General features: G+C 71.0%; 21 protein-coding genes. 11 read left to right on the forward strand and 10 right to left on the reverse strand.

Annotation, left to right across the window (positions count from 1 at the left end; genetic code table 11):
* Positions 1-5: 5 nt before the first annotated feature.
* The 4 genes from OG504_RS50385 to OG504_RS50400 all read right to left on the reverse strand — a co-directional run bounded on the left by OG504_RS50385 (position 6) and on the right by OG504_RS50400 (position 4,666).
* Complete coding sequence (locus OG504_RS50385) at positions 6-2,156, reverse strand: bifunctional serine/threonine-protein kinase/ABC transporter substrate-binding protein (protein ID WP_405995884.1); 2,151 nt, start codon at positions 2,154-2,156, stop codon at positions 6-8.
* Entirely contained in the window at positions 2,156-3,013 is an 858-nt protein-coding gene (locus OG504_RS50390) for a hypothetical protein (RefSeq protein ID WP_405995885.1), read from the reverse strand. The genes OG504_RS50385 and OG504_RS50390 overlap by 1 nt, the downstream gene beginning before the upstream one ends.
* Positions 3,014-3,203: 190 nt before the next feature.
* Positions 3,204-4,070, reverse strand: coding sequence for an RNA polymerase sigma-70 factor (locus tag OG504_RS50395; RefSeq protein WP_405996622.1), 867 nt, complete (start codon positions 4,068-4,070; stop codon positions 3,204-3,206).
* Between the two features lie 11 nt (positions 4,071-4,081).
* Complete coding sequence (locus OG504_RS50400; protein WP_405995886.1) at positions 4,082-4,666, reverse strand: carboxymuconolactone decarboxylase family protein; 585 nt, start codon at positions 4,664-4,666, stop codon at positions 4,082-4,084.
* Positions 4,667-4,774: 108 nt separating this feature from the next.
* Here OG504_RS50400 and OG504_RS50405 point away from each other — a divergent pair, with 108 nt between their 5' ends.
* The 3 genes from OG504_RS50405 (at position 4,775) to OG504_RS50415 (ending at position 7,207) form a co-directional block, all read left to right on the forward strand.
* Positions 4,775-5,158 (forward strand): DUF6479 family protein, encoded by a 384-nt coding sequence (locus tag OG504_RS50405; protein WP_405995887.1) that lies wholly within the window; start codon positions 4,775-4,777, stop codon positions 5,156-5,158.
* Positions 5,158-6,108, forward strand: coding sequence for a non-homologous end-joining DNA ligase (gene ligD / locus OG504_RS50410; protein ID WP_405995888.1), 951 nt, complete (start codon positions 5,158-5,160; stop codon positions 6,106-6,108). The genes OG504_RS50405 and ligD overlap by 1 nt, the downstream gene beginning before the upstream one ends.
* A 70-nt stretch (positions 6,109-6,178) precedes the next feature.
* Positions 6,179-7,207 carry a Ppx/GppA family phosphatase gene (locus OG504_RS50415; protein ID WP_405995889.1) on the forward strand — a complete coding sequence of 343 codons (1,029 nt, stop codon included), beginning with the start codon at positions 6,179-6,181 and terminating at the stop codon, positions 7,205-7,207.
* 53 nt (positions 7,208-7,260) lie between these two features.
* On the opposite strand, the gene OG504_RS50420 is transcribed toward OG504_RS50415, so the two are convergent.
* A complete protein-coding gene (locus OG504_RS50420) occupies positions 7,261-7,992 on the reverse strand; it encodes an ANTAR domain-containing protein (protein ID WP_405995890.1) in 732 nt (243 codons plus the stop codon).
* 191 nt (positions 7,993-8,183) lie between these two features.
* Here OG504_RS50420 and OG504_RS50425 point away from each other — a divergent pair, with 191 nt between their 5' ends.
* The 7 genes from OG504_RS50425 to OG504_RS50455 all read left to right on the forward strand — a co-directional run bounded on the left by OG504_RS50425 (position 8,184) and on the right by OG504_RS50455 (position 15,172).
* Positions 8,184-8,543, forward strand: coding sequence for a helix-turn-helix transcriptional regulator (locus OG504_RS50425; protein WP_405995891.1), 360 nt, complete (start codon positions 8,184-8,186; stop codon positions 8,541-8,543).
* Between the two features lie 702 nt (positions 8,544-9,245).
* On the forward strand, positions 9,246-10,040 hold the full coding sequence (locus OG504_RS50430) for a SigB/SigF/SigG family RNA polymerase sigma factor (RefSeq protein ID WP_405995892.1): 795 nt from the start codon (positions 9,246-9,248) through the stop codon (positions 10,038-10,040).
* Between the two features lie 426 nt (positions 10,041-10,466).
* Positions 10,467-11,693 carry a PP2C family protein-serine/threonine phosphatase gene (locus OG504_RS50435; RefSeq protein WP_405995893.1) on the forward strand — a complete coding sequence of 409 codons (1,227 nt, stop codon included), beginning with the start codon at positions 10,467-10,469 and terminating at the stop codon, positions 11,691-11,693.
* Between the two features lie 85 nt (positions 11,694-11,778).
* Positions 11,779-13,443 carry an ATP-binding protein gene (locus OG504_RS50440; protein ID WP_405995894.1) on the forward strand — a complete coding sequence of 555 codons (1,665 nt, stop codon included), beginning with the start codon at positions 11,779-11,781 and terminating at the stop codon, positions 13,441-13,443.
* Positions 13,440-13,889: a response regulator gene (locus OG504_RS50445; protein WP_405995895.1), complete on the forward strand. Its 450-nt coding sequence runs from the start codon at positions 13,440-13,442 to the stop codon at positions 13,887-13,889. Before OG504_RS50440 ends, OG504_RS50445 begins: the two co-directional genes overlap by 4 nt.
* Positions 13,890-13,920: 31 nt before the next feature.
* Positions 13,921-14,571 (forward strand): ANTAR domain-containing protein, encoded by a 651-nt coding sequence (locus tag OG504_RS50450; protein WP_405995896.1) that lies wholly within the window; start codon positions 13,921-13,923, stop codon positions 14,569-14,571.
* Positions 14,572-14,683: 112 nt separating this feature from the next.
* Complete coding sequence (locus OG504_RS50455; protein ID WP_405995897.1) at positions 14,684-15,172, forward strand: MarR family winged helix-turn-helix transcriptional regulator; 489 nt, start codon at positions 14,684-14,686, stop codon at positions 15,170-15,172.
* Between the two features lie 9 nt (positions 15,173-15,181).
* Here OG504_RS50455 and OG504_RS50460 read toward each other — a convergent pair whose 3' ends face one another.
* Together OG504_RS50460 and OG504_RS50465 are read right to left on the reverse strand one after the other, a co-directional pair.
* Positions 15,182-16,375 carry a PP2C family protein-serine/threonine phosphatase gene (locus OG504_RS50460; RefSeq protein ID WP_405995898.1) on the reverse strand — a complete coding sequence of 398 codons (1,194 nt, stop codon included), beginning with the start codon at positions 16,373-16,375 and terminating at the stop codon, positions 15,182-15,184.
* Between the two features lie 65 nt (positions 16,376-16,440).
* Complete coding sequence (locus OG504_RS50465; protein WP_405995899.1) at positions 16,441-17,604, reverse strand: PP2C family protein-serine/threonine phosphatase; 1,164 nt, start codon at positions 17,602-17,604, stop codon at positions 16,441-16,443.
* Between the two features lie 148 nt (positions 17,605-17,752).
* Here OG504_RS50465 and OG504_RS50470 point away from each other — a divergent pair, with 148 nt between their 5' ends.
* Positions 17,753-18,238, forward strand: coding sequence for a MarR family transcriptional regulator (locus OG504_RS50470; protein WP_405995900.1), 486 nt, complete (start codon positions 17,753-17,755; stop codon positions 18,236-18,238).
* Between the two features lie 221 nt (positions 18,239-18,459).
* Here OG504_RS50470 and OG504_RS50475 read toward each other — a convergent pair whose 3' ends face one another.
* The 3 genes from OG504_RS50475 to OG504_RS50485 all read right to left on the reverse strand — a co-directional run bounded on the left by OG504_RS50475 (position 18,460) and on the right by OG504_RS50485 (position 21,244).
* Positions 18,460-19,032, reverse strand: coding sequence for a Dps family protein (locus tag OG504_RS50475; protein ID WP_405995901.1), 573 nt, complete (start codon positions 19,030-19,032; stop codon positions 18,460-18,462).
* Positions 19,033-19,129: 97 nt separating this feature from the next.
* Positions 19,130-20,932, reverse strand: coding sequence for a thiamine pyrophosphate-requiring protein (locus tag OG504_RS50480; RefSeq protein WP_405995902.1), 1,803 nt, complete (start codon positions 20,930-20,932; stop codon positions 19,130-19,132).
* A gap of 132 nt (positions 20,933-21,064) precedes the next feature.
* Entirely contained in the window at positions 21,065-21,244 is a 180-nt protein-coding gene (locus OG504_RS50485; protein WP_405995903.1) for a hypothetical protein, read from the reverse strand.
* Between the last annotated feature and the right edge of the window lie 9 nt (positions 21,245-21,253).

Below are 21,253 nucleotides of genomic sequence, written 5' to 3' on the forward strand. Positions count from 1 at the left end.
GTGTGTCAGGACGCGGACAGTCCCACCGGGCCGGTGTACACGAAGCGACCGCCCTTGACCTGGTAGTGCTGCACCTGCCGGGTGACGAGCTGATGGTCGGCGTCGAACGCGTACGTGGTGACCAGCCCCTTGAACCGGGCCCTGGCCAGCGCGTCGGCGACCTGGGTACGACTGGGACGCTTCTTGGCGCTCCCGGCGAGGGCCGTGAGCCGGTCGGCCAGCAGGCGTGTGACGTCGTACGCCTCGGCCGCCCAGTCGCCCGGCGCATCGTCGTACCGCTTGCGGTAGGCGGTGGCGAACGGTCGTACGGCCGCCGCGGCCGGGTCGATGTACGGAGCCAGGACCTGCCAGCCCTCGCTCGCCGGGCCCGCCGCCGAGACGAAGGCGGGTGTGGCCGACGGAATGTCCAGGAAGCGCGGGCCGGTGAAGTCCCGTGCGGCCAGGGCGCGGGCGAGCGGGGCGGCGCGTCCGGCGGTGCCGGTGTAGTAGAAGCTGTCGACGCCGTGGGCGAGCATGTCGGCGACGACGGTCGACACGTCGGGCGCGAGCGCGGGCACGACCCGGGCGTACAGGGCCACACCGCCCGCACCGGTCGCGCTGTGGACGACGTTGACGGACTCCATGCCGGTGATCCCACCCGCGCGATCGACGAGCAGCCCCGGGTGGCGGGACCCCTGCGCGGTCAGCGCCGAGACGGTGGCGAACGCGGAGTACGCGGCCAGCGGAGCGGCCCGGAAGTATCTTCGCGGCTTGGCCAGCAGGGCCGACTGGACGGCGGAGACCGAGAGTTCGGACACCGTCACCAAGGGCAGCCCGGCGCTCTCGTACACCTCGACGGCACTCTGTGCCGAGGCGTAACCGGTGGGGCCGAGCACGGCGAACACATCGCGGTCGCCGGTCAGTCGGCGGGCCACTGCCTGGGCCCGGGCCGGCTCGCCCCGGTCGTCCAGCACTCGCAGGGTGAGCGGGAACGGCTTGTCCTCGCGCGCGTTGAACTGCTCCACGGCCAGCCGCGCGGCCCGCTCCTGTGCCGTCCCCGCCGCCTTCAGCGGGCCGCTCAGATCGGCCTGGACACCGATGGTCCAGGCGCGTGGCGTGTCCGAACTCGCCGGTGTCTTCTCGTCGTTGTCCCGCAGGGCCGCCCACAGCGCCGCACCACCACCGGCCGCGAGCAGCGCCGTACCGCCGGCCGCGAGGGCCAACACCCGACGGCGGCCCGGCCGTCGGGGTTCCGACTCGCCGGAGACCTCGGTCGGCTCGATACCGGGCAGAGCCAGCATCTCCGCCGACCGGTCGGCGACCATCCGGACCACCGGGTCGGGCAACCAGTCGATCGAGTCGGCCGGCGCGTCCTCCACCAACTCCGCGTCCAGCTCGGCGAGTTGGGGCCGTTGCTCGGGCTCCTTGGTGAGGCAGCGCTCCAGCAGGTCCCGCAGCTCGACGTCCTCGACCCCGTCCAGATCCGGCGCGTCGTGCACCGTCCGGTACAGCAGCGCGTCCGCCGCGCCGCTCCCGAACGGCAGCCGCCCCGTCGCCGTGTACGCCAACACACAGCCCAGCGAGAACACATCGCTCGCCGGACCCACCGGCAGTGCTCGCGCCTGCTCCGGGGAGAGGAACCCGGGCGTGCCCACGACCATGCTGTCCGAGGTCAGCTCCGTCTCCCCGGCCGCCGTGGGCCGGGCGATCCCGAAGTCGATCAGGCGGGGCCCGTCCAGCGCGAGCAGCACATTGCCCGGCTTGACGTCCCGGTGCACCAACTCCGCCTGGTGCACGGCCTCCAGCGCCCGCGCCAACACCTTGCCCAACACCCGTACCACCCGCGCCGGAAGCGGCCCGCACTCCGCCACCGCCTCGGCCAGCGACGGCCCCGGCACGAACGCGGTCGCCAGCCACGGCGCCGGGCCCTCTGTGTCGGCGCCCAGCACCGGCACCACCCACGGGCTGTCCACGCCACGCGCGGAGTCCGCCTCACGCCGGAACCGCGCCCGGAACTCCGCCTGTTGGGCGAACTCGGGCTGGATCACCTTCACCGCGGCGAGGTCCCCGGCTTCACCGCGCGCGAGGTAGACCACACCCATACCGCCCGCGCCCAGACGCCCCAACAACCGGTATCCGCCGAGCCGCGACGGATCGGAGGGAAGCAGTCGCTCCATCACGACCCGCCCTTCGTGCCGGACGCGGACGCACTCGGCTCACCGGGCGCCGACCCGCCGGAGCGGCCGATCTCCTGCTGCACCCGCAGCAGCATCCTCGGAAGGACCTCCGCCACAAGGGAGTTGAGCTCCTCCTCGCTGCGGCCGCGCCCGCCGCACACGGACGTACCGCTCACCACCGAGCCCAGCACGGCCTGTTGCCACCAGTACGGGTACGGGCCGCCGAGCGTGTCGCTGACGCACTGTCCCGTCTCCAGCAGCAGATCGTCGCCGCTGGTGTTGCCGCCCTCGCCGCGCGCGAACGACAACGACTGCAGTCCCGTGAGGCGTTCACCCGGCCGCTGGGTCTGCTCCGTGCAGTCGAGGTCCTCCTCCAGCATCCTGGCCTGTTCCCACGACGCGTCCAACGCCGTGCGGTGCACGGTGACCGTGGCCGACAGCCGCACGGCTCCCTTCGCGCCGGATGCGGGCACCTCGAAGTGCCGGGTCAGCGTGGCCAACGCGTCGTCGGGCAACGGGCGCAGCCGCCAGAGACAGTCGTCACCCAGCACCGCCCACCGTGCCGGATCACTCTCGTACGGCGTCGCCCGCACCACCCCGGTCCCGAACAACTGCGGTCCCGAGATGACCTGTTGGATCAGTGTCCGGGCCTGCGCCGTGGTCTTCGGCTCCCTGCGCGGATCCGTCGCGGCGGTGGCCGACGCCGTGGGCGGTAAGTCGGCCGTACTGCTCCGGGCCGTCCCGGGTGACGTCGTCGGCGGTGACGCGGAACCCCCGTCACCGCCCGTGCACCCCAGCAGCAGGCCCCCGCATACCGCCGCCACCCCGCCGACACGCAGTGCTCTGGCATACGCCACGACGTCGCCCCCTCCACGGCCTGCCGCGCGGCCGACCCCATGCCACTACCGATGCGCTCGGGCACGGGACGGTTCCCCGTCCGCCGCGGCTGTCACCGGCTTCGCACAGGATGCGTACAGTCGAGTCGAGCGTAGTGCCCCGCCGCCTCAACTCACCCTGTGCAGAGGGAAGTTAGGAGAGGCGGCGGACTCACCTGACGAGTTCGGTCGGCTCGTCCAGCTGCGTCAGCTTCCGCGGATTGCGCACCACGTAGATCCGGGTGACCCGGCCGTCCTCCACCACGACACTGATCGCGGACGGTTCGCCGTCGATCTCGATCCGGCCCGCCGGCTCGCCGTTGAGCCACACGGGCGTGGTGTCGAAGGCGGCCACCAACCGGTGCGCGCGGGCCAGGATCGGCGCCACCAGTTCGACGCCGTGGATCGGGGCGAGCGCGGCGGGGACCACTCCACCACCGTCGGTCACCAGCACCACCTCCGGCGCCATCACCTCCATCAACTCCTGCAACTGCCCGGTCCGCAAGGCGCTCAGGAACCGTTCCACCACGGCCTGTTGCTCCGACCGGCTCACCCGCACCCGCGGCCGCCGGGCCGCCACATGCTCCCGGGCGCGCCGCGCGACCTGCCGCACCGCGGCCGCGGACTTCCCGACGACCTCGGCGATCTCGCCGTACGGCAGCTCGAAGACCTCGCGCAGCACGAACACGGCCCGCTCGGTGGGCCCGAGCGTCTCCAGCACGGTCAGCATGGCGATCGAGACGCTCTCCGCGAGCTCGACGTCCTCGGCGACATCGGGACTGGTCAGCAGGGGTTCCGGCAGCCACTCGCCCACGTACTCCTCACGGCGGCGCGACACCGTGCGCAGCCGGTTGAGCGCCTGCCGGGTGACGAGCCGCACGAGGTACGACCGCGGGTCCCGCACCTGGGACGGGTCGACGTCGGCCCACCGCAGCCAGGATTCCTGGAGCACGTCCTCCGCGTCGGCCGCCGACCCGAGCATCTCGTAGGCGACCGTGAACAGGAGGCCGCGGTGGGCGACGAAGGGGTCCCCGGTCACGCCGTCGGCAGTCACGACGCCGACGCTACGCCGGCACCGGTCTGCCCCGCCCGGGAAGCCAGCGGAATCTCGCACGCGTCCGAGTAGCCCTGCGAGGTGATCCCGTGCGCGGTGTTGCACCTGGCCGCCATGTTGGCGAAGCCGATGAACACGGTGAGTTCGACGAGCGCGGCCGGGCCGAGCCGGTCGAGCAGGCTCTTCGACAGCTCGTCGGTGACGGTCGGCGGTGTGTTCGTCATGGCCTCCGCGTACGCGAGCACGTCCCGCTCCAGCGGTGTGAACACCTCCGACTGCCGCCAGCGCGGCACCTGGCTCGCCTTGGTCAGGTCGAGGTTCTGGTTCAGCGCGTGGAAGTAGTTGACGTCGAGGCACCAGCTGCAGCCGACCTGAGCCGCGACAGCCATGTGCGCGAACGTCTTGAGACCCGCGTCGGCCGCGTCCCACGTGCCCACCTGGGCGGAGAACTCCTGGTTGGACGCGGCGAGTCGGGGCTGGTTCCACAGCACTTCGACGGGCTCGGGCACGGCCCCGAGCTGCTTGATCATGTTCTCGCGCAGCTCGGCGGGAAGCTCGGCCCTGGGAACGCGAAGCGTCACGGTGTTCTCCTTGTATGTGGTGTACGTGTGCCTGGGTGGCTGTTCGGCATGAAGACACCGGCCGGCCCGCGGATGTGACACCGGGACCGGGCGCTCCGGTCGGCCACCGTGCTTGGCCCCTTCGCGCGGGGGTACTCGGCCGTCATGATGATCGCCGAGAACGAACACGTGGACCTCGCCGTATCCGGTGCCGCCATGGGCCTGGTGGTGGCCTTCGCCGGTGGTCTCGTCATCGTCGCGCTGCTGGTGTGGGCCGTCCGGCTGGGCATCAACGTGCGGCAGCGGGAATCAGCGCCGCCGCGGCCGGACGAGCAGCCCCGGCTGCCGGAATCCGGTGCCGTCGGGGAGATCCGGGAACAGCGGGAGCCGGACGAGATGCCGCGCACCCCCGACGGCGAGCGGCTCCTGCCGCACGACCTCAACCACTCCGGAAGCCGGCGCAGCGAGAACCAGGAGCGTCCGCGCTGGAACGAGGGGTCCGGCGGTTCCTGATGGCCGGCACCCGCACCACGGGCGACACCCGGACCGTGCGGGCGGGCCGCCGCAGCCTCGCCGTCCATCGGCCCGACAAGGTGCTGTTCCCCGCCGACGGGAACGGCAAGGAGTACACGAAGGGCGACCTCGTCGCGTACTACCGGGCCGTCGCCCCCTTCATGCTGCCGCATCTGCGGGGACGCCCGCTGATGCTGGAACGCCACCCGGACGGCATCGACGGTCCCCGGTTCATGCAGAAGAACGTCCCGGCGCACTACCCGGACTGGATCAAACGCGTCGAGGTGACCAAGGAGGGCGGCACGGTCACGCACCTCGTCTGCGACGACACCGCCACGCTCGTGTACCTCGCCGACCAGGCCTGTCTCACCCCGCACCGCTGGCTGTCGCGGGCCGGCAGGCTGCACCGGCCCGACCGTCTGGTCTTCGACCTCGACCCGTCGGACGGAGGCGACGGCGACGACTTCGCGGTCGTACGCCAAGCCGCCCTGCTCCTACGGGAGTTGCTCGACGAGCTGCGGCTGTCGTCGGCGCCGATGACCACCGGCTCGCGCGGTCTGCACCTGGTCGTGCCCCTCGACGGACAGCAGGACTTCGACGCGGTACGCGCCTTCGCCAAGGACGTCGCCGACCACCTCACCGACGCACATCCCGGCCAACTCACCACCGCCGCACGGAAGAAGGACCGCGGGGAGCGCCTCTACCTCGACGTCCAGCGCAACGGCTACGCGCAGACCGCCGTCGCTCCCTACGCGGTCCGCGCGAAACCCGGGGCCCCGGTCGCCGTCCCCATCAGCTGGGACCAGCTCGACGACCCGGACCTCGACGCCCGTCGCTGGACCATCACCGACGCTGTCGACCAGGCCCGCACCAACCCCTGGGCGGGACTGGTGAGTCGGGGACGTTCCCTCGCCCCGGCAGGGCGACGACTCGCCGACCTGCGCGGTTGAGTGACCAACGCCTCGAAACGAAGATCAACCAGGACGACTGACGGCTCGGCCGCTGGGTACTCACCGGTTCATGCGAATGAGTGTGGTGGACGTGGGGTCGAACACGGTACGGCTTGTGGTGGCGGATCTGGAGGACGGTGTACCTCTGCCCGTGCACACGGCCAAGTGGAAGCTACGGCTCTCCGAGCGGGTCGGGCAGCCGTACGGGGAGATCCCCGAGGACTCCGTACGTCACCTGGTGAAGGCGGTGTCGGCCGCCACGGAGACCGCCCGGAGTTGGGGCGCGGCAGGCCCACTCGCCTTTGCCACGGCGGTGGTTCGGGGCGCGCCGAACCGGCTCGACATTCTACGCGCGGTGCGCGCCGAGACCGGCGTACGGCTCTGCACGCTGCCGGGAGAGGTCGAGGGCGAGCTGACCTTCCTCGGCGCCCGCCGCTGGATGGGCTGGCGCGCCGGACCACTCGCCCTCTTCGACATCGGCGGCGGATCCTTCGAAGCCGCCTTCGGCCGCGGCCGGTTGCCCGACTTCGTCGCGTCCCTGCCGCTCGGCGCGGGCCGGCTGACCCGGGACTTCCTCTACGGCCAGGACCCGCCGCCCGAGCGCGCGGTCAAGGCGCTGCGTCGCGAGGTACGGCACCAACTGCGGGACGTGGCCGCACGGATCCGCTGGGAAGGTCCCCGCACCACCGTCGTCACGTCCCGCACCTTTCAGCAGCTGGCCCGGCTCTGCGGCGCCGCTCCCGGACGCCAAGGTCCCTTTGTGGAACGGCGGTTGGCGCGGGCGGACCTGCGCGTGGGCCTCGACCGGCTGGCCGTCCTCGCCGCCCCCGACCGGGCCCTGCTCCCCGGTGTCTCCGCACCGCGGGCCGCGCAGAGCCTGGCCGGAGCCGTGGTCGGGCACACGGTCATGAAGCTCACCGGCATCAAGACCGTCACCGTCTGCCCCTGGGGCATCCGGGAAGGAATCCTGCTGCGGTACATCGAGGACGGCGGGGCCTGGTGGACGGAGATGACGCGGCGCAGCGACGACGCCGAGACGGCAGGAGCGGTCGCCCTGCGGGTCGCACCGGTGCCGAAGCCGAGACCCGCCGGCGGGTAGCGAACGTGGACCGGAACCCGTCGGCGGGTGGTCGTCGTCCGAGCCGCGCCGACCTACGCCGGGCGTGAGATCTCGGCGACCGCCGTCGAGATCCGCTGTTGCAGATGCTCGGGCAGCGGCGCTCCGTTGACCGAGTCGACGAGTTCTTCGGCCAGTTGATGGAGCTTGGTGTTCGTGCGCTGGGAGACGTCGACCAGGACGCTCCAGGCGTCATCGCGGTTGAGACCGAAGGAGGCCATCAGGACTCCGCGGGCCAGGTCGATGACCGGCCGCGTCAGCATCGCGCGCTTGAGCTGCACGACTTCGACGCGCAGCTCCTCGGCCTCGTCGGACACGCCGTTCTCCTCCATCAGGTCGTGCGTCGTGGGGGAATGTTCGCGCCAGGTGTCGACCACGGCGTCTGTGGCCGCGGGATCTGGTGCGTGACTGAACAGTGACGATGTGTCGGTGAGTGCGAAGAGCCGCTCGACCCCCGCGCTGGCGGCCCGGACGCCGAGTGTCTTGCCGTTCGCCAGGGCGGTCCTGCGGACGGACAGCAGCGCGTTGAGCCCGGCACAGTCGCAGAAACCGACTCCGGCCAGGTCGAGGTCCAGCCCTCCGGGTGACCGGGCGAGTGCCAGCCGCAGGGCGCGCTGCACCGCTTGTTCCGTGTCGATGTCGACCTCCCCGGAGACCACGACGACCGTCCGGGTACCGGCCGGCTGCGTCACGATCTTCAGGGAGGCGGAGACCGACGGGGGATCCGCCGCGAAGGACGGGGGATCCACCGTGGCCACGGGGGACACCGCACATATCGTCCGGACCCCGCTCCTGAGAGGAGCGCTACGTTCGTGTTCTTGCATGGCAGCCGCTCCCGAGGCATCCGCCCTGTTTTCTGCCCGGTCAAGTCTCGCCCGCCGGATTTAGCGCGTCAAGATATACACGAAATTTGTTTCGTGTCTCGGGATACGTGAAAGGTGGGCCCTATGCTGGGGGCATGGACGGAGTATCCGAGACACACGCAGGATGGACGTTCCTCACCAGCCATGCCCGAGTGCTGGCCGCGATCGCCGAGGATCACCGCACCCGAATCCGTGACATCGCCGTGCGATGCAGGCTCACCGAAAGAGCCGTACAGAAGATCATTGCCGACCTGGAGCAGGACGGCTATCTCACCCACACGCGGGAGGGGCGGACCAACGCGTACCGCATCCAGCCGGGAACCATCCTGCGGCATCCGGCCGAGGCCGGGATGACCGTCGAGGCGCTGCTCTCCACCCTCGCCCGGCACGACGATCGGCGCGAGCACTCGTCCACGGCGCCGGCCGACGAGCGGGACTCCGAACTCGCCGAGTGACTCGCCGAGTGACTCGCCGAGTCGGGCGGGGTGTGTGGTCGCCGGTGATCGACGAACCTGTGACGGTCCGTCAATCGTCGTCGACCATCCGGGCGTTGGGCGTCGGGGGACTCAAGGTGGCCGGTTGGCGCCTGATTCACGTCCTCGTTCGATCGGACACCTCAACTGCCTTGATGTGACAGGGGTGGTGGGCCCGTCGGGCGCACACCGCCCGTGTGTCTGCACATCGCTCATGTGTCGCCCCGGCCCGTCGACTCACTCTCCACCACGGCCTCCGCCAGTTCCTGTGCCGAGGCGTAGCGCGCGTCGTGCGGCAGTCGTTCCACCCCTGCAGTTCGTGCTTCATCTCCTCGTCCCGGTGGACGCTCGGGCGGTCGCTTCCACGTTCCGTGAATCGCTCCCTGTCTGTCGGGGGAGTCCGGCGCCTACCCGGGGCATGGGCCATGGGGGCGACGCGTCCCCTCGTCCGCCCGCCTGATTGGTCACCTTTCGTCATGCTATGACGGCCAGGAGTCATCGTCTTCGCACATTTGTTTCAGGGGGTTGAGCGGGGGAAGGCGCACAGTGAGTGCTTCGGACAGGAGGCACGTCCGTGGGAACCGGTGTATGCCGGATCGCGGGTGTGTTCCGCCTGGTCGGTGCGTGCCTGCTCCCATGGGGACCGTCCTTCGACAACCCCTTGAGGGAGTTGTGAGCACCGCCATGGACACAGTCACCACCCGGAAGCGCCACCCGCACGACGACGCCCCCCGCACCGCCGGGGCCTTCGCCCGCCTCTCGCACCTGCCCGCCGGACCCGAACGGGTCGCCCTGCGTGACGAACTCGTCCGCGTCTGGCTCCCCATGTCCGAACGCATCGCCGGCCGCTATCGGGGAAAGGGCGAGCCCTACGAGGATCTGCGCCAGGTCGCGGCACTCGGCCTCGTCAAGGCCGTCGACGGCTACGACCCCGACCGCGGCCACGCCTTCGAGAGCTACGCCGTCCCGACGGTCACCGGCGAGATCAAGCGCCACTTCCGCGACCACATGTGGGCCCTGCACGTGCCCCGGCGCGTCCAGGAACTCCGCAACAGGGTGCGCGTCGCCCTGCGGGACCTGTCCGCGACGGGGCCGGACCGGCGCCCGAGCGTCGCCGAGATCGCCGAGTACGCGCAGCTGAGCGAGGAGGACGTGCAGGCCGGTCTGGAGGCGCTGGACAGCTTCACCGCGCTCTCGCTGGACGCCGAGACGCCGGGCGAGGGCGCGGGGATGACGCTCGTCGGCCTGCTGGGGGAGTGGGACGCCGGATTCGACCTGGTCGTCGACCGCGAGGCGGTCAAGCCCGCCCTGCGGACCCTCCCCGAACGCGAACGCACCATCCTCTACCTCCGTTTCTTCCGCGGCATGACCCAGAGCCGCATAGCGGAGCACCTCGGCGTCTCCCAGATGCACGTCTCCCGGCTGATCACCCACTCCTGTGCCGCGGTGCGCGAACGCGTACTGGCCGACGCCTCCTAGCCGCGTCGGGAAGGGGAGGCCGGCCGCCCCGCGGGATCGCTCCCGGGGCGGCCGGTGGCGGGCTCACTGCCGAACCCTCCCGGGAGCGGTTGGGCAGCCTGCCGTCCTCTTCTGGCTACCGGGCTGGGGCCGGTTCAAACAACAACCGGCCCACTGGCGACGCGTCGCACGGAATCATGGACGGGCGGGGCGGCGCCGTCCGCCCGCTGTGTTCGCATGGTCACAGGCCGGTGAGGAAGGGGTTCCTCGCCGGTTTCCCGGGTGGCCGTCGTACCCTCAACAACGCGGAACACAGGGCCTGTTGGGCCGTTCCGTCGATGGTCGGGGCGAGTGCGTACGGGACGTCCCGGGGTACCGGTATGCTCTCGACTGTTGTCTGACGGCAACTATGGTCAAGCGAGTCGGTTCGGTGGGGAGGGCAGGTCGATGGTGGTGCCACAGCCGCGGGCCGACGACCTGCTGTCGGTGGGCGGCGAAGGGGTCGGCCCGGAAGCCTGGGTGGCCTGGCAGCCCGCCGTCCTGCTGGTCGAGGACGACGCCGGTGACGCGCTGTTGGTGGAGGAACTGGTCGCCGACAGCGCGCTGAAGATACGTCTGCAGTGGGTGCGGTCGATGGCCGAGGCCGCCGAGGTGCTCGCGGTCGACGTACCCGACTGCGTCCTGCTCGACCTGCATCTGCCGGACGCCCAGGGACTCGAGGCGCTCTCCCGGGTCCGGGCGGGCGCCGAGCGGGCCGCTGTCGTGGTCCTCACCGGCCTCGCCGAGGAGGAGACCGGACTGGCCGCCGTCGCCGCCGGTGCGCAGGACTACCTGGTCAAGGGCCGTGTCGAGCCGGGCCTCTTCGGCCGGGCCGTGCGCTACGCGATCCAGCGCAAGCAGGCCGAGCGCGCGGCCGTGGCGCTCCAGGCCAGCCGCATGCAGGCCCAGGAGAACGCCCGCCTGGAACGAGGACTGCTGCCCCGCCCCCTGCTGCGCGGCGAGGGCGTCGAAGCGGTGGCCCGCTACCGCCCCGGGCGCGCGCAGGCATTGCTGGGCGGCGACTTCTACGACATCGTCCAGAGCGTCGACGGCACGGTCCACGCGGTCGTCGGTGACGTCTCCGGGCACGGGCCCGACGAGGCCGCCCTCGGTGTCGCGCTGCGCATCGCCTGGCGCACGCTGGTCCTCAGCGGTGTCACGGGCGCCGAACAGGTGGCCCGCCTGGAGGAACTCCTGGTCGCCGAGCGCGCCCGGAGCGAGGTCTTCGCCACCCTCGTCAGTCTCGTGGTCGCACCCGGCGCGCGCACGGCCCGCGTGGTGCGGGCCGGGCACCACGGGCTGCTCATGCGGGACGGCGGCCGCGTGGAGTGGGTCGAGGTACCCGGCGGCCCGGCCCTGGGCGTGGTCCCCGGCCACGCCGACTGGCCCGTCGAGGAACTCGCCGTACCGACCGACGCCGCCGTGGTGCTGTTCACCGACGGCCTCTTCGAGGGGCATGTCGGGCGCGGCTCGGAGCGCCTGGGGGAGGACGGGTTGCTACGGCTCGCACGGGAACGGGCCGGACTGGCACCGGAGCCGTTCGTCGACGAACTCATCGCCTGCGCCGAGAGCCTGGCCGAGGCACAGGGCGGCCTGGCGGACGACGTGGCCGTGATGCACCTGCACTGGACATGAAGCGCCTGCACCGGACGTGATTCACCGCGCCGGAAATGAGCAGGTGGGACGAGAGGGTGTCGAAACGAGACGAACGGTGAGGTACATGGCGGGCGGAACAGGGATCGGGCGCCGGCTGACAGTGCAGGGATGGTTCTTCCTGGCGCTGTCGCTCATGGTGCTCCTGGTGGTGATCGGCACCGCGATCGGCGCCAACCTCCTGAGCCAGACCGCCCAGGTCACCGACGATCTGCTGCTGCGGGTCCAGCCCTCCCAGACCGAGGCGTACCGACTGCAGGCCGCCCTGGTCAATCAGGAGACCGGTATCCGCGGCTACGCGATCGCCGCCGACAAGCAGTTCCTCACCCCGTACACCAACGGCAAGCAGGACGAGGCCCGCTCTGCCGCGCGGCTGCGCGCAAAACTCCGTGACCGGCCCGAACTGCTCGCCGATCTGCGGGCCGTGGAGCGCGGGGCGGCCACCTGGCGGCAGGACTACGCCGAGCCCCTCGCCGCCGCCGTCACCCCCGGCCGGCCGGGCGCCGTCGACCAGACCACCGTGGACAGCGGCAAGCGCGAGTTCGACCACCTGCGCAGCCTCTGGGCCAAGCAGAACGCCGACCTCGCGCAAGCCGTGAAGGAGGGCCGGGCCCACCTGGCCCACCAGCGGACGGTACGCAACTCCGTCCTCAGTGCCATGGTCGCCGGCTTCCTGCTGACCGGCGTCGTCCTCGCCGCACTCGTACGCCTGCTGGTGACCCGTCCCCTGGAGGCGCTGAGCAGAGCGTCGGAACAGGTCGCGGGCGGCGACTTCGCACACCACATCACCGGGGAAGGCCCGGCCGACCTCACCACGGTGGCCGGAGCGGTCGAGGGCATGCGCAGACGGATCGTCGCCGAACTCGACGCCTCCCGCGACCAGGAGGAGATACTGACCCGACAGGCCGCGGAACTGGACGCCCAGGCCGTCGAACTGCGCCGGTCCAACGCCGAGTTGGAGCAGTTCGCCTACGTCGCCTCGCACGACCTCCAGGAACCGCTGCGCAAGGTCGCCTCGTTCTGCCAGCTCCTGGAGAAACGCTACGGCGACAAGCTCGACGACCGCGGCCTGCAGTACATCGACTTCGCCGTCGACGGCGCCAAACGCATGCAGGTCCTCATCAACGACCTGCTCACCTTCTCCCGCGTCGGACGCCTCGACGACACCCGGGAGCGGGTCGGCCTCGGCCCGGCGCTGGACAAGGCACTGCGGAACCTCGCGGCGGCGGTGGAGGAGTCGGAGGCCCGGATCGACCGGCCCGAGACCCTGCCCGAGATCGTCGGCGACCCGACACTGCTGGCGATGCTCTGGCAGAACCTCGTGGGCAACGCCCTGAAGTTCCGCCACCCGGACCGCGCCCCGCACGTGACCGTCACCTGCGACCCCGACCCCGAGAACCCCGGCATGTGGCGCGTGTGCGTCGCCGACAACGGCATCGGCATCCCCGAGGAGTTCGCCGACAAGGTCTTCGTCATCTTCCAGCGGCTGCACAGCCGCGACGCGTACGGCGGCACCGGCATCGGCCTCGCCCTCTGCAAGAAGATCGTCGAGCACCACGGCGGCCGGATCTGGATCGAGTCCCGGGTCGGCGAGGGCACCCGCTTCTGCTTCACGCTCCCGTCCGCCGACGAAGCCGCCGACGCGCCCCATGCCATCGAAGCCACCGAGAGTGCCGGACCCGCCGACGGGACCGGCACCTCCCCCTCCACAGACGAGAAGGCCCTGACATGACCCTCCCTGACGCGACCCCGATCGACGTCCTCCTGGTGGAAGATGATCCGGGCGACGAACTGATGACCCGCGAAGCCTTCGAGGACAACAAGATCGGCAACACCCTGCACGTCGTCCGGGACGGCGAGGAGGCCCTCGACTTCCTCTACAAGCGCGGCGAGCACACCGACGCCCCGCAGCCCGACCTCATCCTCCTCGACCTCAACCTGCCGAAGTACGACGGCCGTCAGGTCCTGGAGAGGATCAAGTCCGACCCGGAGCTGGCACACATCCCCGTCGTCGTCCTCACCACCTCCTCGGCCGAGGAGGACATCCTGCGCAGCTACAAACTGCACGCCAACGCCTATGTCACCAAGCCGGTCGACCTCGACCAGTTCATCGCCGCGGTCCGGCAGATCGACGACTTCTTCGTACAGGTCGTCCGGCTGCCCCACCGCTTCGGCTGAAGTACTAGGGTCACTGGTACGAGGTGATGAAATGGACGTCGAGTTGGTGAGGGCCATGGTGTCGGAGGACGACCGAGCCGACGAGATCACCGGGGTGTTCCTGCACAGGCTGCCGGAGGACACCTGGTGGTGGTCGGACGAGATGTTCCGCCTGCTCGGCTACGAACCCGACGCCGTCACGCCCGCCGCCAAGCTGCTGCGCGGCCACGTCCACACCGAGGACCACACCGGCCTCGACAGCGCGCTGGAACACGGCAGGACCACCGGCCTCCCCTTCAGCTGCTACCTCCGCGTGGTCGGCACGCCGGACGAGGAACGCAGCGTCGTCCTGGTCGGCGACGGCCGTACCGGAGACGACGGCAAGGTGGTCGTGCTGCGCGGGTTCGCCGTCGACGTGACGAAGTCCGTACGGGAGGAGGCACGGCGAGCCGCCGACTCCGACATCGAGCGGGCCCGCGTCTCACAGGAGGACATCGACCTCGCGCGCGGTGTGCTCATGGGCCTCTACGGCATCGACGCGGACGTCGCGATGCGCGTCCTGCGCCGCCACTCCCAGTACGCCAACGTCAAACTCCGCACGCTGGCCCAGTCCGTGCGCGAGGCCGCCCCCACGGCACCCGGCCGGCCCCAGCACGACCTGCACCAGCGGATCTCGGCCGTGCTGTACCCCGACCGCGACTGAGCGGGCGGCCAAGCTCCCGGCGACGAGGCCGCTTGGGGGTGGGAATCTCGGGTAGGCCAACCCCATGAGCGGCGAATCACCACACTGCCGACTTCCCTGAGGTGTCGAACGCGTGGCAGCGCACGGGGAGGCGGACCGGAAACCGGCGCAGGACGACGACACGGACGTCCTCGCGGGCCGGATCGCCGATGCCGTGGACAACCTGGCCGACCTGTGGACCACGGCGGCGGCCGAGGCGTCCGTACGGCTCTCCCCGCACCAACTGCGCGCCCTGCACGCCCTGGAGGCCACCCCGCGCGCGAACCTGACCATGCTGGCGGAACGGCTCGACGCCGGACTGCCCACGGTGAGCAGACTGTGCGACCGGCTGGAGGCGGCCGGGCTGCTGCTCAGGGAGGCCGCACCGCACAACAGGAGGGAAATACAACTGCTTCTCACCACGCACGGGCGGGACGTGCTGGCCGAGGTGGCCGAGCTGAGGTCCCGGGCGCTGACCGAGGTCGTACGGGGCATGGAACCGGACGACCGCGCGGCTCTGGAGCAGGGCCTGCGGGCGTTCGTCGCGACGCTCCGGGATCCGCCGGCCGACGAGGACGGCTGACCCCGCGCTTCACGATGCGTCGGCGCCGCGCCCGTTCCAGTCCAGGCAGACCACCGCCGCGTCGGCGGTCAGGTCCGTGCTGCCGAAGTGCTCGACCAGGCTCGCCACCACCGAGCGCGCGACCTCCTGCGGAGCCTGCGTCGGCGCCGTGTCGAGGGCCCGGCGCAGCGCGTCCTCGCCGAACAGGGCGCCCTCCGGGGAACGGGCCCCGTGGACGCCGGTGCTCACCGCCACGAGCCGGTCACCGGGCCGTACGGAGAAGATCTGCTCCTCGTAGGCCGTCTCCTCGAACATGCCGAGCGGGAGCTGTGCCTCCAGTTCGATCTGCTTCACCGTGTCACCGCGGCGGCGGTAGAGCCGGGGCGAGCCCGCGTCGACGGCCTGGACCGTGCCCGTCGCGAGGTCGAAGCGGAGCAGCAGGGTCGAGGCGTACACCTTGCCGCCGAACTGGGCGTAGACCGCCTGGTCGGCCAGCCGGGCCTGGTCGGAGAGGCTCACGCCGGCCCGGCGGGCGTTGCGCAGGGCGCCCACCGTGACGCTGGTCAGCAGGGAGGCGTCGATGCCGCGGCCCATGCCGTCGGTGACCGTCACGGTGAGGCGGCTGCCGTCGGTGCTCCAGTCGAAGTTGTCGCCGCCGACGGTGTACGCGGGCTCCAGGTGGGCGCCGATCACGAACTCGGGGCGACCGCAGCCGCGCCCCGGCAGGAGCTGCCACTGCATCTCGGCGGCAAGCGTGAGGCGCCGCGTGCGGCGGGCCAGAAGGTACAGGTCGGTGTCGCGCTCCGCCGTCGCGATCTCGTGGCCCAGCGCGGTCGCGAACTCGGCGAGCTCGCGCACCCCGGCGGTGTCGGCACCGGCGGCGGGCAGCAGCGCGGAGAGAACACCGAGCCGGTCGCCGCGCACGGTGACGGGCACGTACGCGGTGGCCGTCGCGTCCTCGGCCGGCTCGACGACGGGCGTCTGCATGGTGAACGCCCGGCCCGCCGGGCCGTCGTAGGCCGACAGCGGTTCGCCGGAGTCCGGCAGCGGGGCGACCGGACGCAGCACGCGCAGGCCGTAGTCGGCGAGGAGGAGGGCGACGTCCCGGGCTCCGGCCCGGTCACCGAGGAGGCGGCGGGCCGTTTCCACGAGAGCGTTGGGCGGGGCCGATCGCAACTCGCTCTCCATGGACGGGAGCGACTCAGAGGTGCTCACGGCGTTCACCCTTCCGGCTCAGTGTCTTCACACTAGCGCCACGCCGGTGGGTGCGGGTTACGACAGGGCGCACCTCACCGCCCCCGCCAGTCCAGGCACACCACCAAGGCGTCGTCATCGGGGGTCGGCGTGCCGCGGTGCCCGGTCAGCTCGCGCAGCACGGCCCTCGGTACCTCGGCGGCCGGCAGCAGCCTCGTGTGCTGGATCGCCCGCGCCAGCGCCGCGTCCCCGTACGCCTCACCCTTGGGCGAGGCGACCGCGTACACCCCGTCGCTGACGAAGAGGAGCCTGTCTCCGGGCTCGATGAGAAAGTCCTGCTCGATGTAGTCGGTCTCCTCGAACATGCCCAGCGGCAACTGCGCGTCGAAGGCGATCCGCTCCACCACTCCGTCCCGCAGCCGCATCGTCTGCGGCGAGCCGGCGTCCACCACCCGCGCCCGCCCGGTGGTGAGGTCGAAGTCGAACATCAACACCGACATATGGCTACGGCCCTGGTAGTGCGCGTACACCGCCTGGTCCGCGAGGGCCGCCTGGTCGGCGAGCGGGATGCCTGCCCGGCGCGCGTTGCGCAGGGCGTTGACCGCGAGGTTCGTGAGGAGCGATGCCTCTATGCCCTCGCCCATGCCGTTGGAGACGTAGAGGGTGAGATGGTCGGCCGTGGCGGACCAGTCGAAGTTGTCGCCGTGGATCGCGTACGCGGGCTCCAGCTGTGCGCCCAGGTCGAACTCGGAGCGCGAGCACGAGCGGCCGGGCAGCAGCTGCCACTGCATCTCCGCCGCCAGCGTGAGCCGGTCCTTGCGCCGGGCCCGCAGATACAGGTCCGTGTCGCGCTCGGCGACCAGCACCTCGTGCCCCAACACCTCGGCCAGCTCGGTCAGTTCGGGCAGGCACTCGCGCGCGTGGTCACCGCCGGGCAGCGTCACCGAGAGCACGCCGAGACGGTCCCCGCGCACGCTGATCGGCAGGTGCACGCGCACGCTGCCGTCGCCCAAGTTGCCCTCCACGAACGGCTCTTGGGCACCGAAGGCCCGGCCCGCCGGGGTGTTGTGCACGGAGACCGGCGCCAGAGTGTGCGGCAGTTCGGTCACGGGCTGCAGGACGGTCAGGCCGTAGTCGGCCATGAGCAGGTCCACGGAGTCCGCCCCGTACAGCCTGCCCAGCTCGCGGCCGACGACGTCGGGCAGCTCATGAGGGGCCGCCGTGCGCAGGGCGCGCTCGACAGCCAGGAATCTGTTCACGATCGTAGGTATGCCAATCTCTCACCCGAGGTACGCGTCGCCCGCTCTGCGGTGGGCCGTACGGCCCCGGCGACGCGTGTCGTCTCGTCCATCCGTGTTCGTTGCGCGTGCCTAGTAGGCTGGGGCCCGTCCCTGTGCCTGCGAGAGTGTGACCGTGACGTCCTTCCACCCCCGCCCCGAACCCGACGAGGTCGCGCGCGTCACGTCCACGGCCGCGGAACTGCTGGAAGTCCTGTGGGGGCGCGCCTCGACGGCGCCCGCGTCCGCCTCCCAGCTGCGGGTCCTGTTCATCCTGGAACACCACGAGGGCATCAACCTGCGCACCCTCGCCGACCACCTCGCCTCGACCCCGCCCTCGACCAGTCGGCTGTGCGACCGTCTGCAGGCCGCCGGGTTCGTCGACCGCGAGGTGAGCCCCACGGACCGGCGCGAGGTGCGTCTGTACCTCAGCAGCCTGGGGCGGTCCTTCCTGTCGGACCTGCGGGCCCGGCGCGAGGAGGCGCTCGGAGCGGTGCTGGAGCAGATGCCGGCCGCCGGGCGCAGCGCGCTTCTCACCGGCCTCGAGGCGTTCTGTGCGGTGGCCGCGGCGCAGATACACGACCACGACGACTCCGCCGGCAGCCGTACCGCCTGACCGAGCCGCCCGACAGCCGCCCACCGGGCGGCTGTCTGCTGTTCGTGGCCGGTGCACGGAGTGGCCCCCGCCGACCGGGACATCCCAGATCCTTCCCCCTGCAGCGACAACACCCGCTACTTTCTTGCCTCATGGCCATAGTTGTCAAACGGCAAGTTTCACGGGTGTCGGTGCCGACGTGTGGTCGAGCGGGGGAAGTTCGGTGCAGGTTGCGGGGCCGGTCAGCCGAGTTCGGCGCCCTTCGCGGCGGCCTCGGACTCGGAGTGCGCGTCACCGGTGGCGAGCGTGCCGCCCGCGCTCTCCAGGTGCGCCCGCACGAACCACTGGAACTGCTCCAGGTCGCGCAGCTGCCCGATCAGCAGGTCCTCGGTCGCGGGATCGATGTCGCCCGCCTCCTTGACCGCGGCCCGGACGTCTTCGATCAGCCCCGTGTAGACGAGGTTGAGCGCGCCGAGGTGGGCGATGGCGTCGGCCCGCCCGATGGAGTAGTCGTCCCACGTGCGCTCGGCGATCAGCGTGCCCGGGGTGCCCGGTGCGACGCCGCCGAGCGCGGCGATGCGCTCCGCCACGTCGTCGGCCATCTCGCGCACCTGGTCGACCTGCGGGTCGATCATCTCGTGCACGGCGATGAAGTGCGGTCCGACGACGTTCCAGTGCACGTGCTTCAACGTCAGGTGGAGATCGTTCAGCGAGTGGAGCCGCAGCCGCAGCACGCCGATCAGTCGGCCCGCGGCCTCGCGCTGGATGCCGGGAACGGTGTACTTCGGGGTCAGGTCCTTGATCTCCCTGGTCATGGTTCACCTCTGGTCGTTCGGTAGGGCGTGCGGTTCCTTACCTGGTCACGGGTGCCCCTGTCCGGCGAGGTCAGACATCCCGTTTGTGCGTGATACGTCACGAACGGGATGTGGGCCGTCCGCCGGGCAGCAGATCCTGGATCTTCGCCTTGAACCCCTGCCTGACCATGGCGGCGCGATCGCTGTCGCCCTTGAGGACGGAGGACGCGGCGGCCTCGATCTGCTCCAGGGAGGAGTGCGGCGGGATGGGCGGTACGGCGGGGTCGGTCACGAAGTCCAGCACGCACGGCCGGTCGGCGGAGAGGGCGCTCTCCCAGGCGCCGGTCACCTCGTCCGGCTTCTCCACCCGGATGCCGGTCAGCCCCAGGGAGCGGGCGAAGTCGGCGTAGGCGACGTCCGGGATCGACTGCGAGGGCAGGAACTGCGGGGCGCCCTCCATGGCCCGCATCTCCCACGTCACCTGATTCAGGTCCCGGTTGTTCAGCACGGCGACGATCAGCCGCGGATCCGCCCATTCCTGCCAGTACTTGGCGACGGTGATCAGCTCGGCCATGCCGTTCATCTGCATCGCCCCGTCCCCGACCAGCGCGATGGCCGGCCGGTCACCGTGCGCGAACTTCGCACCGATGGCATACGGCACCCCCGCACCCATCGTGGCGAGCGTCCCCGACAGCGAGCCGCGCATCGCACCGCTCAACTTCAGGTGCCGGGCATACCAGTTGGCGGCCGAGCCGGAGTCGGCGGACAGGATCACATCGTCCGGGAGCAGCCCGCTGAGCGCGTGCACGACGTACTCGGGGTTGACCGGATCGGCCTCGACGGCGGCCCGCCGCTCCATGACCTCCCACCAACGGGCCACATTGGCCTCGATCTTGACCCGCCACGACGGGTCCTCCATCTGCTCCAGCAACGGCAGCAGCCGGCGCAGGGTCGCGGCGGCGTCACCGACGAGATTCACCTCGAAGGGATAGCGCAGTCCCACCATGTGCGGATCGATGTCGATCTGCACGCCCCGCGCCTTCCCGAACTTCGGCAGGAACTGCGAGTAGGGGAACGACGACCCGATCACCAGCAGCGAGTCGCACTCGCGCATCATCTCGTACGACGGTTTGGTGCCCAACAGCCCGATGGAGCCGGTGACATAGGGCAGGTCGTCGTCCAACGCGTCCTTGCCCAACAGGGCTTTGGCGACCCCGGCACCGAGCCGGTCGGCGACCGCCTTCACCTCGTCACGGGCACCCCGCGCACCCTGCCCGATCAAGATGGCCGTCTTTCCGCCGGAGTTGAGCACATCGGCGGCCCGCCGCAGATCGTCGTCGTCCGGCACCGCCGTGTAGTGCGGCATGCCCAGACTGGAGGGCACCATCTTGAAGGCGTGCTCGGGCGGCGAGTAGTCGAGTTCCTGGACGTCCAACGGGATGATCACTGCGGTCACCGAGCGGCGCGCCATGGCGGTCCGCATGGCGCGGTCGATGACGTTGGGCAGTTGCTCGGGGACGGTGACCATCTCGCAGAAGTCGGAGGCCACGTCCTTGTACAGGCTCAGCAGATCTACCTCCTGCTGGTAACTGCCGCCCATGGCACTGCGGTTGGTCTGCCCGACGATCGCCACGACGGGCACGTGGTCGAGCTTCGCGTCGTAGAGACCGTTGAGGAGATGGATGGCGCCCGGGCCCGAAGTGGCCACGCAGACACCGGCCTTGCCGGAGAACTTGGCGTAGCCGACTGCCTCGAGCGCGGACATCTCCTCGTGCCGTGCCTGGACGAAGCGGGGGTTGTCGTCCGCGCGGCCCCAGGCGGCGAGCAGACCGTTGATGCCGTCGCCCGGGTAGGCGAAGACGTGGGTGACGTCCCACTCGCGCAAGCGCTGGAGGAGGTGGTCGGAGACTTTGGTGGACATGGGCGGGGTCCTTCCGGGGGGGTGTCCTTCCGGTACGGGCCTACGGGTACCCCGGAAGTCGCCCCGACGACATGCCGCGGGCCGGAAGCCTTGGCCTCCGGCCCGTTCTCCGGCCCCTGTGTCCCCGACTCGTCAGTCGTCTCCTCTGACGATGTTGCCCTCGGTGAGTGTCTGCGGAGGCGGTGTCACGCTGTTGTCGTCGACGGGCGGTACGCAGGTGCGTACGGCCTTCCCGCCGCGGCGACGGGCCTTCGCCCAACCGGTCTCGGGCGGCAGATGCAGGTCTTCCTTCTTGACGGTGCGCGCGGTCACAGCGCTTCA

This window comes from Streptomyces sp. NBC_00986, assembly GCF_045162565.1.
In the GTDB taxonomy this organism is placed as follows: Bacteria; Actinomycetota; Actinomycetes; order Streptomycetales; family Streptomycetaceae; genus Streptomyces.